Raw genomic sequence first — 14,893 nt, forward strand, 5'->3', positions numbered from 1 at the left:
CGTATTACCCCTTCATCCGGTTGACGTCGTCGACCGCAATGGTGCCGCGACCGCGGAAATAGATGACCAGAATGGCCAGGCCGATCGCGGCCTCACCCGCCGCGACCGTTAGCACGAACATCGCGAACACCTGTCCGACGAGATCGTTGAGGAAGGCCGAGAAGGCGACGAGATTGATGTTCACCGCGAGCAGGATGAGCTCGATCGCCATCAGAATGACGATGAGGTTCTTGCGGTTCAGGAAGATGCCGAGCACCCCCATGGTGAACAGGATCGCCGCGACGACGAGGTAGTGGACGAGACCGATCGTCACAGTTCGACTCCCTGCCCGACGACCGGGCGCGTATTGCGCGTTGCGTCCTGCGGACGGCGTGCGTTCTGACGGCTGATGTTCTGCGCCTTCACGCCGCCACGCTGTCGATGCGTCAGCACGATTGCGCCGATCATCGCGACCAGCAGGACGAGCCCGGCCGCCTCGAACACGAACAGATAGCGCGTGTAGAGCAGGTTGCCGATCGCCTGGATGTTGGGCACCCGCGCATCGATCGGCGCCGCGCGCCGTGCGAGCTGGATCGGCCCCGTGCTCCATGCGCCGATCGCGATCATCACCTCGGCCGCGAGTGCGACCGCGAGCGCCAGCCCGATACCGAAGTACCGTGCCACGCCGGCACGCATTTCGGCAAAGTCGATGTCGAGCATCATGACGACGAACAGGAACAGCACCGCGACCGCACCGACATAGACGATGACGAGCAGCATCGCGATGAACTCGGCCCCGACGAGGATCATCAGACCCGCCGCGTTGAAGAAGGCGAGGATCAGCCACATCACCGAATGGACCGGATTGCGCGACGCGATCGTCATGGCGCCCGACAGGACGACGACGAAGGCGAAGAGGTAAAAGGCTAAGGCCTGGATCATGAGGTCCTCGTCACCCCAGCGAAAGCCGGGGTCTCACGCCGCGCGGGCGCGCTCGGAAACGGGGAGATCCCAGCCTGCGCTGGGATGACGGAGTTAATCTGTGTCATCGCGGCGCTCGCTTAACGGTACGGCGCATCGGCGGCAAGGTTCGCCGCGATCGCGCTTTCCCAGCGATCGCCGTTATCGAGCAGCTTCGACTTGTCGTAGATCAGCTCTTCGCGCGTCTCGGTCGAGAATTCATAATTCGGACCCTCGACGATCGCATCGACCGGGCACGCCTCGGCGCACAGGCCGCAATAGATGCACTTGGTCATGTCGATGTCGTAGCGCGTCGTGCGGCGCGAGCCGTCGTCGCGCGGCTCGGCCTCGATCGTGATCGCCTGGGCGGGGCACACGGCCTCGCACAGCTTGCACGCGATGCACCGCTCTTCGCCATTGGGATAACGACGCAGCGCATGCTCGCCGCGGAACCGCGGGGACACCGGGTTACGCTCGTACGGATAGTTGATCGTCGCCTTTTCCTTGAAGAAATAGCGAAGCGTCAACGCGTGCGCCTTCACGAATTCCCACAGGGTGAACGATTTGATGATCTGAGCAACGCTCATGAACCCACTCCAACGCGCGTCAGCATTAACACGCCCGACACGAGGAAAACCCAGAACAGCGAGACGGGCAGGAAAATCTTCCAGCCGAGCCGCATCAGCTGATCATAGCGATAGCGCGGCACGGTCGCCTTCACCCAGCTGAACAGGAAGAAGAAGAACAGGATCTTGGCGAACAGCCAGATGATCCCCGGCACGTAATAGAGCGGTGCCCAGTCAACCGGCGGCAGCCACCCACCCCAGAAGAGCGTCGCGTTGAGCGCACACATCAGGATGACGTTGGCGTACTCACCCAGCCAGAACAGTGCGAACGCCATCGACGAATATTCGGTCTGGTAACCGGCGACGAGCTCGCTCTCCGCCTCGGTCAGATCGAACGGTGCACGCTGCGTTTCCGCGAGGCTCGAGATGAAGAACATCACCGCCATCGGGAACAGCAGCGGATTGACGATGTAGCCGTTGATATGCAGCCCGAACATGTTCTGCTGCGCGGTCACGATGCCGGACAGGTTGAACGTGCCCGACCACAGCACGACCGAGATCAGGATGAACCCGATCGCGACTTCGTAGCTGACCATCTGCGCGGCCGCACGCAGCGCCGAGTAGAACGGATATTTTGAATTCGACGCCCAGCCCGCGAGGATGATCCCGTACACGCCGAGCGACGACGCCGCGAGCACGTAGAGCAAGCCGACATTGATGTCCGCGAGCACGACGCCGGGCTGGAACGGGATCACCGCCCAGACGATCAGCGCGACCGTGAAGGTGATGATCGGCGCCAGCAGGAACAGCGCGCGATTGGCGGCTGCGGGGACGATCGTCTCCTGCAGGAACACCTTCAGACCGTCGGCGAAGCTCTGCAGCAGGCCGAACGGACCCACCACGTTCGGACCACGCCGAAGCGCCATCGCCGCCCAGATCTTGCGATCGGCATAGATGATCATCGCAACCGCCAGCATCACCGGCAGCGCGATCGCGAGAATGTCGATGATCGTCGCGAGGAAGAACGCCCAGTCGTAACCGAGCGAAGATTCGAACCAGGAGATCATTCGGCTGCCTCCGCAAAGTCTTCCCCGTGGAGAAGTTCAGCCGAGCAGCGCTGCATCGTCGGCGATGCGCGGCAGATCGCGTTGGTCAGGTAGAAGTCCTTGATCGGATAGCCGGTCAGAACCCCCTCGCCTGCACCGTCGAGCGACGGCGGGCTCCACTCGAACGTCGCGAGCGCCTGGTGACGCAGCGCGGGAACGGCAGCGAACATCTCTTCGCGCAGCCCCTCGAAGCTGTCGAACGGCAGCGTGTGGCCGAGCGTGTCGGACAGCGCGCGGAAGATCGACCAGTCGTCGCGCGCATCGCCGGGGGCGAACACTGCACGCTCGCCGCGCTGGACGCGACCTTCGAGATTGACCCAGGTTCCCGACTTCTCGGCATAGGTCACGCCCGGCAGGATGACGTCGGCAGCCGCCGCACCCTTGTCGCCGTGATGCCCCACGAACACCTTGAAGCCCGCGAACTGGCTGAAATCGACCTCGTCCGCGCCGAGGAAGAAGCCGAGCTTCGCCCCCATCACGTCAGCGATTCCGCCCGTCTGCGCATAGCCGAGCATCAGCCCGCCCATCCGCGACGCGGCCATATGGACGACGTTGAAGCCGTTCCAGCCGTCCTTGACGAGGCCCAGCGTGTCGACGAGCTTCAGTGCGGCGCCGTGGCCACCCTTCAGCGCCGCGCCACCGACGATCACCATCGGACGCTCGGCCTTGCCGAACGCCTCGGTCACTGCGTCGGGCAGAGTGCCGAGCAGGGCCAGATCGTCGCCGAGCCACTCGACCTTGTAGGTCAGCTCGGTCTCAGGGCCGATCGCGAAGACCTTCGCGCCCTTCTTGATCGCCTTGCGAACCCGCGTGTTCACCAGCGGCGCTTCCCAGCGCAGGTTGGTGCCCACCAGCAGGATCGCGTCGGCACGCTCGGTACCGGCGATCGTCGTGTTGAAATTGACCGCAGCGATGTTCGACGCGTCATAGGCCATGCCGGTCTGGCGGCCTTCGAGCATCGTCGAGCCCATCTTCGCGAGCAGCGCCTTGGCGGCGTACATCGTCTCACAGTCGACCAGGTCGCCTGCGACCGCGGCCACGCTCGACCCGGCATCAACCGCCTTGATCGCTGCAAAGGCCTCGTCCCACGTTGCGGGCTGGAGCTTGCCGTTCACGCGGACATAAGGCTTGTCGAGACGACGACGGACCAGGCCGTCGATCGCATGGCGCGTCTTGTCGGTCGCCCACTCCTCGTTCACGTCCTCGTTGATCCGCGGCACGCAACGCAGCACCTGGCGACCACGGCTGTCGAGCCGGATGTTGGTGCCGACCGCGTCCATGACGTCGATCGTCAACGTCTTGCGGAGTTCCCACGGACGCGCCTCGAACGCGTAGGGCTTCGACGTCAGCGCGCCTACCGGGCACAGATCGACGACGTTACCCGACAGCTCGCTCTTGACCGCATTCTCAAGATACGAGGTGATCTGCATGTCCTCGCCGCGGAAGATCGCACCGATCTCCTCGACGCCAGACACTTCCTCGGCAAAGCGGATGCAGCGCGTGCACTGGATGCAGCGGGTCATGACCGTCTTCACGATCGGACCCATATATTTCTCGGTGACCGCGCGCTTGTTCTCGTCATAGCGCGAATGGCCGCGGCCATAGGCGACCGACTGGTCCTGCAGATCGCACTCGCCACCCTGATCGCAGATCGGGCAATCGAGCGGATGGTTGATCAGCAGGAATTCCATGATGCCCTCGCGGGCATTCTTGACCATCGGCGAGTTGGTGAAGATCTCCTGCTTGTCCGCGGCCGGCAGTGCGCACGACGCCTGCGGCTTGGGCGGACCAGGCTTCACCTCGACCAGGCACATCCGGCAATTGCCGGCGATGCTCAGCCGCTCATGATAACAGAAACGCGGGATCTCCTTGCCGGCAAGCTCGCACGCCTGCAGCACGGTGGCACCCTGCGGCACCTCGATCTCTACGCCATCGACTTTGACTAAGGGCATTACTCTGCGGCTTCCATCATCGGCGCGGTGTCACCACCACGTTCGCGGATACGGCGTTCCATCTCGGGGCGGAAATGCTTGATCAGGCCCTGGATCGGCCAGGCTGCGGCGTCGCCGAGCGCGCAGATCGAGTGACCCTCGACCTGCTTCGTGACCTGCTGGAGCATGTCGATCTCGGACAGCTCGGCATCGCCTGTGCGCATCCGCTCCATCACGCGCCACATCCAGCCGGTGCCTTCGCGGCACGGCGTGCACTGGCCGCAGCTCTCATGCTTGTAGAAGTAGGAGATGCGGCTGATCGCACGGACGATGTCGGTCGACTTGTCCATGACGATGATCGCCGCGGTGCCGAGGCCCGAACCGACCGCCTTCAGGCCATCGAAATCCATCGCGCAGTCCATGATCTGCGCGGCGGGCACCAGCGGCACCGAGGAGCCGCCCGGGATCACCGCGAGCAGATTGTCCCAGCCGCCACGAATCCCGCCGCAATGCGTCTCGATCAGGTCGCGGAACGAGATGCTCATCTCTTCCTCGACGACGCAGGGCTTGTTCACGTGCCCGCTGATCTGGAACAGCTTGGTGCCGCGGTTGTTCTCTGCGCCGAAGCTCGAGAACCAGGCCGCACCGCGCCGCAGGATCGTCGGTGCGACCGCGATCGATTCGACGTTGTTGACGGTCGTCGGGCAGCCATAAAGGCCCGCACCCGCCGGGAATGGCGGCTTTAGCCGCGGCTGGCCCTTCTTGCCCTCGAGGCTCTCGAGCATCGCGGTCTCTTCGCCGCAGATGTACGCGCCCGCACCACGGTGGACGAACACGTCGAAGTCGTAGCCCGACCCGCACGCATTCTTGCCGACGAAGCCACGATCATAGGCCTCGGCAACCGCCGCGAACAGCGTCTCGGCCTCACGGATATATTCGCCGCGGATGTAGATGTACGCGGCACGCGCACGCATCGCGAACCCGGCGATCAGCGCGCCCTCGATCAGCTTGTGCGGATCGTGACGGATGATCTCGCGATCCTTGCAGCTGCCCGGCTCGGATTCATCGGCGTTGATGACGAGGAAGTTCGGCCGGTCGGGCTTCGGCTCCTTGGGCATGAACGACCATTTGGTGCCGGTCGGGAACCCTGCCCCACCGCGGCCACGCAGACCCGACGCCTTCATCACGTCGATGATCGCGTCCTGGCCGAGCGCCATCAGGTCCTTGGTATTGTCCCAATCGCCGCGCATGATCGCGGCGTCGATGTTCCACGGCTGAAAACCGTAGACGTTGGTGAAGATGCGGTCCTTGTCGGCGAGCATCAGGCCCACTCCCCCCGGTAATCTTGGTTCGCGTCGACCATCGCCTTGAGCGAGGTCGGGCCGCCTTCGGGGCAGCTCGCGCGGCGGCCGAACTGCGGCCCCGGCGTCGGCGTGCCGCCACTGGCGAGCGCCTCGAGGATCTCGGTCGTCTTGTCGTAATCGAGATCTTCGAAGTTATCGTCGTTGATCTGAACCATTGGCGCGTTCGCGCAGGTGCCCAGGCACTCGACCTCGGTCAGCGTGAACATGCCGTCCGGCGTCGTGCCGCCCTTGACGAGGCCCCGGTTCTTGCACGCGGCCAGCACGTCGTCCGACCCGCGCAGCATGCACGGCGTCGTGCCGCAGACCTGCACGTGATAGCGACCGACCGGTGCGAGATTGAACATCGTGTAGAAGGTCACGACTTCGTAGACACGCATGTACGGCACGCCGATCTGACGCGCGACGAACTCGATCACCGGCACCGGCAACCAGCCCTGCGTCTGCGTTTCCGCACCAACCTGGCGCTGGGCAAGATCGAGGAACGGGATCGACGCCGACTGTTCGCGGCCCTTCGGGTAGCGCCCGAGGATCTCGTTCGCCTTCACCTGGTTCTCGTCCGTCCAGGCGAACGAGCCCCAGCGTGCGCGGGTCTCTGCCTCATCGGGAATTTTCGGAGCTTCAGCCATCAGCGGTCACATTCACCAAAAACGATATCCATCGCGCCGAGGATCGCGGTCGTATCTGCCAGCATGTGACCCTTCGCCATGAAGTCGAAGGCCTGGAGATGCGAAAACGCGGTCGGGCGGATCTTGCAGCGATACGGCTTGTTGCTGCCGTCGGCGACCAGATACACGCCGAACTCGCCCTTGGGGCTCTCGGTCGCGACATAGACGTCGCCGGCGGGCACATGGAAGCCCTCGGTATAGAGCTTGAAGTGATGGATCAGTGCTTCCATCGACTGCTTCATCTCCGCGCGCTTGGGCGGCACGACCTTGCGGTCGAGCGAGGCGATCGGCCCCTCGGGCATGTCGCGCAGGCACTGCTTCATGATCCGTGCCGACTGACGCACTTCCTCGACGCGCACCATGAACCGGTCATAGCAGTCGCCACGCGTGCCGACCGGCACGTCGAAGTCCATCTTGGCATAGACGTCATAGGGCTGTGACTTGCGCAGATCCCAGGCGATGCCCGATCCGCGGATCATCGGACCCGAAAAGCCCCATTTGATCGCATCGTCACGGCTGACGATCGCGATGTCGACGTTACGCTGCTTGAAGATGCGGTTGTCCGCGACAAGCGAAATCGCATCCTCGAACAGCCGCGGCAGGCGCGTGTCGAGCCAGTCGCCGATATCGGCGAGCAGCTTGAGCGGTGCATCCTGATGCACGCCACCGGGACGGAAATAGTTGGAATGCATGCGCGCGCCGCTGACGCGCTCGAAGAAGTTCATGCAGTCTTCGCGGATCTCGAACAGCCACAGGTTCGGCGTCATCGCGCCGACGTCCATGACGTGGCTGCCGAGGTTGAGCATGTGGTTCGAGATGCGCGTCAGCTCGGCGAAGAACACACGCAAATACTGCGCACGCTCAGGGACTTCGAGGTCGAGCAGCTTCTCGACCGCCAGCACCCAGCTATGCTCCATGCACAGCGGCGAGCAGTAATCGAGACGATCGAAATACGGGAGCGCCTGCGTGTAGGTCTTGTACTCGATCAGCTTCTCGGTGCCGCGGTGAAGCAGCCCGACATGCGGATCGACGCGCTCGACGATCTCGCCGTCGAGCTCCATGACCAGACGGAGCACGCCGTGCGCCGCGGGATGCTGTGGACCGAAGTTGATCGTGTAGTTCTGGATCGTGACGTCGCCGGTCGTGGGATCGGCCGCATCGCCCTCGCCCAGAAGCTCCTCTACATAGAGACTCACTGGTTCTGTCCTCCGCCCTTGGTCGGGATCACGTCCGACTCCACGGGCTTGTCCTGCTTCTGGTTGCCCGGATCGGGCTCGCCCGCACCGCTCTGCGTGGTGTTCTGGACGTCCTTCTTCGCATAGGGCTCGCTCGGCGCGTCGGGCGCCTTGGTCGCGCTCTGCGCCGCATCCGCCTTGACGATCGTATCGGCCGACAGCGGCGTCTGCGTGCCCTTGGCCTGTGGCAGCGCGCCCTTCTCGTCACCCGGAAGGACGTATTCGGCGCCCTCCCACGGACTCATGAAATCGAACGTGCGGAAATCCTGCGCGAGCTGCACCGGCTCGTACACGACGCGCTTTGCCTCTTCCGAATAGCGCAGCTCGACATAGCCCGTCAGCGGGAAGTCCTTGCGCTGCGGATGGCCGCGAAAGCCGTAATCGGTCAGGATGCGGCGCAGGTCCGGGTTGCCGCTGAACAGCACGCCGTACATGTCGTACACTTCACGCTCGAGCCAGCCGGCGACCGGCCAGATGTCGGTAACCGACGGCACCGGCTTGTCCTCGTCGGTCGCGACATGGACGCGCAGGCGGTGGTTCCGCGTCAGCGACAGCATGCAATAGACGACCTCGAACCGCTCGGCACGATCGGGATAGTCGACGCCGGCGATTTCCATGAGCTGCTGATAGGCAAGCCCCGGCGTATCGCGCAACGCGATCATCGCGTCGTACAGGTCTTCACGACGGACGTGCAGAGCGACCTCGCCGACCTTGTCGACCGCGTCGAGCAGCATGCCGCCGAGCGCCGCGCGGGCCGCGTCGATCGTGCCGTCATTGGCGGCATAGGCTGGTGCGGGCGCCCTCACCGTTCAATGCTCCCGGACCGCCGGATCTTCCGCTGCAACTGCATGATGCCGTACAGCAACGCTTCCGCGGTCGGCGGGCACCCGGGGACATAGATGTCGACGGGCACGATCCGGTCACAACCGCGCACGACGCTGTAGCTATAATGATAATAGCCGCCGCCGTTCGCGCAGGATCCCATCGAGATCACGTATTTCGGCTCCGACATCTGGTCGTAGACCTTGCGAAGTGCGGGCGCCATCTTGTTGCACAGCGTCCCGGCGACGATCATCACGTCCGACTGACGCGGCGACGCGCGCGGTGCGGCACCGAAGCGCTCGAGATCGTAGCGCGGCATGTTCACGTGGATCATCTCGACCGCGCAGCAGGCGAGCCCGAACGTCATCCACCACAGCGAGCCGGTACGGGCCCACTGGAACAGCTCCTCGGTCGAGGTGACCAGGAAACCCTTGTCGGTCAGTTCACCGTTCAGGCCGTCGAAAAAGCCCTGGTCGGGCGGCACGATCGCGCCACCGCCGGCGGGTGCCAGCAGACCGGAACCGGGCTGCGATGTGAGCTCTACTCCCAATCGAGTGCTCCCTTCTTCCATGCATAGGCGAGGCCAAGGGCCAGTTCGCCGATAAAGATCATCATCGAGATCCACGCGGTCCAGCCGAGCGTGAAGACCGAGACGGCCCAGGGAAACAGAAACGCCGCCTCGAGATCGAAGATGATGAAGAGGATGGCGATCAGGTAGAAGCGCACGTCGAACTGGCTGCGCGGATCCTCGAATGCGGGGAAGCCGCACTCATATTCGCTCAGCTTCTCGGGCGTAGGCTTGTGCGACCCGGTGAGCCTGGAGACAGCCATCGGCAGGAACACGAACGTGCTCGACAATGCGATGGCGACCCCGAGGAACAGGAGGATCGGAAGATAGTGCGACAGGTCGACCAAATGGCTTCTCGCAGATGCGAACAGATGGGGAGCCTTTAGGCCGATGGGCCCCGTGGGGCAAGGCTAGCAGCCCGTGAGAATCACTCGCAAGAGCTGTATGAGCCCCGCGGGAAACCTGCGTTACCTGCATGGTTCCGCAAGCAACGGCAACCGCCAGGCGCCGGTCGTAGCCCCCAGCAAGACCGTCACCCCAGCAAAAACTGGGGTGACGGACATTTGGCAGGCCGGCCCGGCCTACCGACCCAAATGCATCAGCGCAGCGCGCCGGCCACCAGCTTATGCAGGCGCGAATGCAGCGCATCATTCGCCGCGAGGAACTCGTTGCGCTCCATCGCGCGGTCGCCACCGCGGAAGTCGGTCACGTAGCCGCCTGCTTCCTTGACCAGCAACATCCCCGCCGCGACGTCCCACGGCTTCAGGTTCGATTCCCAGAAGCCGTCGAACCGCCCCGCTGCCAGCCAGGCGAGATCGAGCGCCGCCGCGCCCAGACGACGGATCCCCGCCACCTCGGGTGCGACCGCACCGAAGATGCGGCTCCACTGCGCGAAATCGCCATGACCGAGGAACGGAATACCCGTCGCGATCAGCGAATCGGCCAGGTCGCGCCGCGACGACACGCGCAGGCGCTGGTCGGTCAGCCACGCGCCGCGGCCTCGCTCGGCCCAGAAGCTCTCGTCGGTGAGCGGCTGATACACGAGCGCAGTCGTGACCTCGCGCTTGCCGTTCGGCATCGGCTCCTCGACCGCGATCGAGATGCAGAAATGCGGGATGCCGTGGAGGAAGTTCGACGTGCCATCGAGCGGGTCGACGATAAAGCGCGGCTTGTTGGGATCACCCGCGACCTCGCCGCGCTCCTCCATCAACATGCCCCAGTCGGGGCGTGCGTGGCTCAGCTCTTCGAAGATCGTCTGCTCGGCGCGCTGGTCGGCCTGGCTGACAAAGTCGGCGGGACCCTTGCGGCTGACCTGCAGCTGCTGGACCTCGTTGAAATCGCGGCGCAGGCGCGGCGCGGCCTTGCGGGCGGCGCGCTCGATGACGGTCATGATGCCGGAATGGCTGGGCATTTCAATCCTTTCAGCCCCTCCCCTTCAGGGGAGGGGTTGGGGTGGGGCAGTGCCGCAGACCCAGGCCGCGGGCAAAGCCCGCGTCGTCGGCCGGGCTATGCCCGCCGGCCGGGCCGGCGGGTCGTGCGGATAGCTTAAGCTATCCGTCTCGGCCGCTCGGCCTTAATCAGCACGCCTTACATAGGTCTGCTCATAGACATCGACCACGATCCGCGTGCCGGCACCGATATGCGGCGGCACCATCACGCGCACGCCGTTCTCGAGCACCGCAGGCTTGTACGACGACGAGGCGGTCTGCCCCTTCACGACGGCATCGGCTTCGACGATCAGCGCCTCGATCGTGTCGGGCAGCTGGACCGAGATCGGCCGCTCCTCCCAGAGCTCCATCACGACATCCATGCCGTCCTGCAGGAACGCCGCGGCATCGCCCAGAATGTCGGCATCGAGCGTGATCTGCTCGTAATTGATCTTGTCCATGAAGGTCAGCGCGTCGCCGTCGCGGAACAGATACTGGAAATCGACGGTGTCGAGCCGGACCTTCTCGACGCTCTCGGCGGAGCGGAAGCGCGTGTTGCTCTTGCGGCCGTCGATGAGGTTCTTCATCTCGACCTGCATATAGGCGCCGCCCTTGCCGGGCTGGGTGTGCTGAATCTTCACGGCGCGCCAGATGCCGCCTTCATATTCAAGGATGTTGCCGGGACGAATCTCGACCGCGTTGATCTTCATGACCGATTCCTGCTGGAAAGAGCTAGGGGCCGTCCGCCAGGCAAGGCCGTGCGGAAACCCGAAGCCGCGCGCTTTAGCGGGATGGCCGCGCGCGGGCAAGCAGCGGGTAGGGATTGACCTCTTCGCCCTGCCACCAGCGCTGGCCCGGCTGCATCCGGCTGACCCCGAAATGCAGGTGATAATTCCCTGCGCCCGCGTCACCGGTGTCGCCGACATAGCCAAGCCGGTCCCCCGCCGCGACAGCCATCCCTTCGCGCACGCCCGGCGCATAGCCCGCGAGGTGCGCGTAATAATAGGTCCAGCGCCGGTCGGGTGACCGGACATAGACGGTGATCCCGCCAAGCGCGCTCTGGAACAGCTTCTCGATTCGTCCCGGCGCCGCGGCGACGACCGGCGTGCCGCCCGCCGCCATGATGTCGGTGCCGTGATGCCCGCGCAGCCCGCCGCCGCGCGGATCGTTCCAGCTGTTGCCGACCGCGGTGCGTGGGACACCCAGCACCGGCATCGTCAACGAACGGGGCGCGTCCACAACCCCGTCCTCCGCGACCGCGACGTTCGACGCCGCCGGCGACGACGCGCGCCACGCCACCGACCGTCGCCCGCCATCCCCGAAAGACAGCATCGAAGCGAACGCGCCGACCACCAGGACGATCAGCGCGAGAATAACCCAGAACGTCCGCGTCATGCGATCAGGCCTGGAAGACCGCCTTGGTCCCCGGCTTGATCATCATCGACAGTCGCGCCGCATCCCAGTTCGTCAGGCGGATACAGCCATGGCTTTCGGCGCGCCCGATCGTCTCGGGATTGGGCGTGCCGTGAATGCCGTAATGATCCTTGGACAGGTCCATCCAGACGACGCCGACCGGACCGTTCGGCCCCGGCGGCAGCATCTCCTTCTTCTGTCCCTTCTTCGCATCCCAGAACAGCGCCGGGTTGAAGTGGAATTTGGGGTTATAGTCGGAGCCCTTGATCGTCCACGTCCCCAGCGGCAGCGGGTCGTGGCTCGACCCCATCGTCGCCGAGAACTGCGCGATCAGCTTGTCGTTCGCGTCGAGCACCCGCAGCACGCCGTCGGACTTGTCGACGACGACGTGATCCGCCTGAGGCTGCTTCGCATCGACGTTGAGCATGTTGAGCGTCGCGCGCCAGTCGGGACGGAACTTGGGATCATAGTCGCGCGACGTCGGGAGAGCGTTGGGGAACACCACCTTTGTCCCCGCCGACAGTTTGGTCGACGGCGAGTTGAGGGCCATGATCACTGCGGGCGTGGTGTGGAACATCTCACCCAGCTTCTCCATGACCGTCCGGTAGCCGATCGTCTGAAGCTCGGCCTGCTTCGCCGGGTCCTTGGGCAGCGGATTGACGAACGGCCCTGCGAGCATCTCGGGCGTCAGCGCGACCGTGACGGTCGGCCGTGCCGCACGATAGGGATACAGCGCGCGCATCGTCTGCGTGTCGGGCTTGCCCGTGATCGGCAGCCCCTTTGCCTCCTGGAGCCCTTTGAGCGCGGCCACGAGCGACTGCCCGCCGCGTCCGTCGAGTACGCCCGGACCGAAACCCAGATGATCGAGGATCACCTGGACGTGCAGTACGTTGCGGTCGATCGGTACAGGCCTGGCAGGGACAGGCTGCGCCACCGCCGGCAGGGCCGCGAGCAGGCAACCTGCAAGAACCGAAGCTTTCGTCACAAATGCCGTCATGCTCGTCATCCCAACCGTTACGCTACTGCATCAAACGGTTGGAACGACGGTTGTTTCCGTGACGCCAGCCAACGCGCCTCCATCACCCCAAACTGTCATCCTGACGAAAGTCAGGATCCAGAGCCGCAAGGCGCAGCGCGACAGTTGAGGTATCCGAGGGCGACGCAGGGTCTCAGCGCTTGGCGAGCACCTCGCCGAATGCCTTGACCGCAGCGACCTCGTCACCATTCCAGACGGCGCCCGACACCGCGACGAAATCGGCCCCCGCCGCCGCCAGCGCCGCGGCATTGTCCGGCGTGATCCCGCCGATCGCGACACACGGCATTTCGAACAGCGTCGACCACCAGGACAGAAGCACGGGCTCGGCCAGATGCTCGACGGTCTTGGTCGTGGTCGGATGAAAGGCCCCGAACGCGACATAGTCCGCGCCGGCCTCGCCCGCTTCCATCGCCAGATGCCGGCTGCCGTGACAGGTCACGCCGATCTGCGCATTGGGGCCGAGCTGCGCGCGCGCCTCGCGCGGATCGCCATCGCTCTGCCCGAGATGCACGCCGTCCGCGTCGAGCCGCTTCGCCAGCCCGATATCGTCGTTGACGATGAACGCGACGTCGCGCTCGGCACAGATCGCACGCAGCGGCGCGCCGAGCGCGGCGGCGGCGTGCTGGTCGATGTCCTTCACGCGGAACTGGAACGCCGCCACCGGCCCGGCGTCGAGCGCGCGTGCCAGCCGCTCCGGAAAGTCGCCGCCGACGTCGAGTGGCGAGACGAGATAGAGCTGACATGGCGGCCGCCGCATGTCGCGGCGGAAATTCTCGGCGAATGTCGGGTCGAGCGGGCCCAGCGGATCTTCTTCGGTCATCCCCCGCCCCTAGCGGGTCGCGCCGCGCCCGTCACCCCGGCGCAGAGCCGGGATGACGGGCGGGCGAAGCCGCGCTTATTCCTCGTTCTTGTAGATCCGGATGATCCGGTCGAGCATCGCCAGTGCCTCGTCGCGCGGGCGCTGGAAGGTGTTGCGGCCGATGATCGAGCCGTTGCCACCGCCGTCACGAATGTCGCGTGCATCCTGGAAGACCGCATCGGCACCCTTGGACGCGCCGCCCGAGAACACGTTGATGCGACGCCCGGCAAAGCTCGACTGGACGACGTGGCGGACGCGATCGGCCTGCTTGGACCAGTCGGTGCCGGCATAAAGCGGCTTGGCTTCCTTCTGCTCGATATGATCGGTCGGCAGCTTGGTCTTGATGATGTGCGCACCGAGCAGCGCCGCCATGTGCGCGGCATAGGCGCCGACGTCGAGCGCGAGTTCGCCGTCCTTGGTCAGCTCGCCGCCACGCGGATAGGACCAGATCACGGTCGCGATGCCGACCGACTTGGCCTCTTCGCTCAGCTCGCGGATTTCCTCGACCAGGTCGAAGAACTGGTCCGCACCCGGATAGATGGTGAAGCCGATCGCCGCCGAGCCGAGCCGCACCGCATCCGCCACGGTCGCGGTCACCGCCTGGTCGATCGTCGTCGCCCAGCTGTTCGAGCTGTTGCACTTCAGAATCGTCGGGATCTGCCCGGCGAACGTGTCCGCGCCCGCCTCGAGCATGCCGAGCGGCGCTGCATAGGCGCTGAGCCCGGCGTCGATCGCGAGCTGATAATGGTAATGCGGGTCATAGGCCGCCGGATTGACCGAGAAGCTGCGTGCTGGGCCGTGCTCGAAGCCCTGGTCGACGGGCAGGATCACCAGCTTGCCGGTACCGCCGAGCTTGCCCTGCATCAGGATGCGCGCAAGGTTCGCCTTGACGGCCGAACTCGTGGCCTCGTACTTGTCGAGGATGGTCTTGATTTGCGGTGTGATCGTCGAGGTCATGATAA

At 64.8% G+C, this 14,893-nt stretch carries 17 protein-coding genes; all 17 read right to left on the reverse strand.

The window, feature by feature from the left end; translation table 11 throughout:
• Window positions 1-4: 4 nt before the first annotated feature.
• Complete coding sequence (gene nuoK / locus FHY04_RS10225) at window positions 5-313, reverse strand: NADH-quinone oxidoreductase subunit NuoK (protein WP_031393835.1); 309 nt, start codon at window positions 311-313, stop codon at window positions 5-7.
• Entirely contained in the window at window positions 310-921 is a 612-nt protein-coding gene (locus FHY04_RS10230) for an NADH-quinone oxidoreductase subunit J (protein ID WP_031440949.1), read from the reverse strand. Before FHY04_RS10230 ends, nuoK begins: the two co-directional genes overlap by 4 nt.
• 119 nt (window positions 922-1,040) lie before the next feature.
• Window positions 1,041-1,526: an NADH-quinone oxidoreductase subunit NuoI gene (nuoI, locus tag FHY04_RS10235; protein ID WP_031393837.1), complete on the reverse strand. Its 486-nt coding sequence runs from the start codon at window positions 1,524-1,526 to the stop codon at window positions 1,041-1,043.
• Window positions 1,523-2,572, reverse strand: a complete 1,050-nt coding sequence (gene nuoH, locus FHY04_RS10240) for an NADH-quinone oxidoreductase subunit NuoH (RefSeq protein WP_031393838.1) — start codon at window positions 2,570-2,572, stop codon at window positions 1,523-1,525. Before nuoH ends, nuoI begins: the two co-directional genes overlap by 4 nt.
• On the reverse strand, window positions 2,569-4,563 hold the full coding sequence (nuoG, locus tag FHY04_RS10245) for an NADH-quinone oxidoreductase subunit NuoG (protein ID WP_183936333.1): 1,995 nt from the start codon (window positions 4,561-4,563) through the stop codon (window positions 2,569-2,571). Before nuoG ends, nuoH begins: the two co-directional genes overlap by 4 nt.
• Window positions 4,563-5,864, reverse strand: coding sequence for an NADH-quinone oxidoreductase subunit NuoF (gene nuoF / locus FHY04_RS10250; protein WP_031393840.1), 1,302 nt, complete (start codon window positions 5,862-5,864; stop codon window positions 4,563-4,565). Before nuoF ends, nuoG begins: the two co-directional genes overlap by 1 nt.
• Complete coding sequence (locus tag FHY04_RS10255) at window positions 5,864-6,532, reverse strand: NAD(P)H-dependent oxidoreductase subunit E (RefSeq protein ID WP_183936334.1); 669 nt, start codon at window positions 6,530-6,532, stop codon at window positions 5,864-5,866. The genes nuoF and FHY04_RS10255 overlap by 1 nt, the downstream gene beginning before the upstream one ends.
• Window positions 6,532-7,743, reverse strand: a complete 1,212-nt coding sequence (locus FHY04_RS10260) for an NADH-quinone oxidoreductase subunit D (protein ID WP_197975229.1) — start codon at window positions 7,741-7,743, stop codon at window positions 6,532-6,534. The genes FHY04_RS10255 and FHY04_RS10260 overlap by 1 nt, the downstream gene beginning before the upstream one ends.
• 20 nt (window positions 7,744-7,763) lie before the next feature.
• Complete coding sequence (locus FHY04_RS10265; protein WP_183936335.1) at window positions 7,764-8,612, reverse strand: NADH-quinone oxidoreductase subunit C; 849 nt, start codon at window positions 8,610-8,612, stop codon at window positions 7,764-7,766.
• A complete protein-coding gene (locus FHY04_RS10270; RefSeq protein ID WP_037527518.1) occupies window positions 8,609-9,178 on the reverse strand; it encodes an NADH-quinone oxidoreductase subunit B family protein in 570 nt (189 codons plus the stop codon). Before FHY04_RS10270 ends, FHY04_RS10265 begins: the two co-directional genes overlap by 4 nt.
• Window positions 9,169-9,543, reverse strand: coding sequence for an NADH-quinone oxidoreductase subunit A (locus FHY04_RS10275; protein ID WP_031393845.1), 375 nt, complete (start codon window positions 9,541-9,543; stop codon window positions 9,169-9,171). Before FHY04_RS10275 ends, FHY04_RS10270 begins: the two co-directional genes overlap by 10 nt.
• A 251-nt stretch (window positions 9,544-9,794) precedes the next feature.
• Window positions 9,795-10,607, reverse strand: coding sequence for an inositol monophosphatase family protein (locus tag FHY04_RS10280; RefSeq protein ID WP_031393846.1), 813 nt, complete (start codon window positions 10,605-10,607; stop codon window positions 9,795-9,797).
• 162 nt (window positions 10,608-10,769) lie between these two features.
• A complete protein-coding gene (gene efp, locus FHY04_RS10285) occupies window positions 10,770-11,333 on the reverse strand; it encodes an elongation factor P (protein WP_183936336.1) in 564 nt (187 codons plus the stop codon).
• Window positions 11,334-11,406: 73 nt separating this feature from the next.
• The gene (locus FHY04_RS10290) at window positions 11,407-12,018 is read right to left on the reverse strand and encodes a M23 family metallopeptidase (RefSeq protein WP_183936337.1); all 612 of its coding nucleotides are present in this window, start codon (window positions 12,016-12,018) and stop codon (window positions 11,407-11,409) included.
• A 4-nt stretch (window positions 12,019-12,022) separates the two neighbouring features.
• Window positions 12,023-13,033 (reverse strand): L,D-transpeptidase family protein, encoded by a 1,011-nt coding sequence (locus tag FHY04_RS10295; RefSeq protein ID WP_183936338.1) that lies wholly within the window; start codon window positions 13,031-13,033, stop codon window positions 12,023-12,025.
• 172 nt (window positions 13,034-13,205) lie between these two features.
• On the reverse strand, window positions 13,206-13,892 hold the full coding sequence (gene thiE, locus FHY04_RS10300; protein WP_183936339.1) for a thiamine phosphate synthase: 687 nt from the start codon (window positions 13,890-13,892) through the stop codon (window positions 13,206-13,208).
• A gap of 75 nt (window positions 13,893-13,967) precedes the next feature.
• Window positions 13,968-14,888: a class I fructose-bisphosphate aldolase gene (locus FHY04_RS10305; protein WP_037527538.1), complete on the reverse strand. Its 921-nt coding sequence runs from the start codon at window positions 14,886-14,888 to the stop codon at window positions 13,968-13,970.
• Window positions 14,889-14,893 lie beyond the last annotated feature (5 nt).

It is taken from the genome of Sphingomonas sp. BK481, from assembly GCF_014194875.1.
Classification (GTDB): Bacteria; Pseudomonadota; Alphaproteobacteria; order Sphingomonadales; family Sphingomonadaceae; genus Sphingomonas; species Sphingomonas aerolata.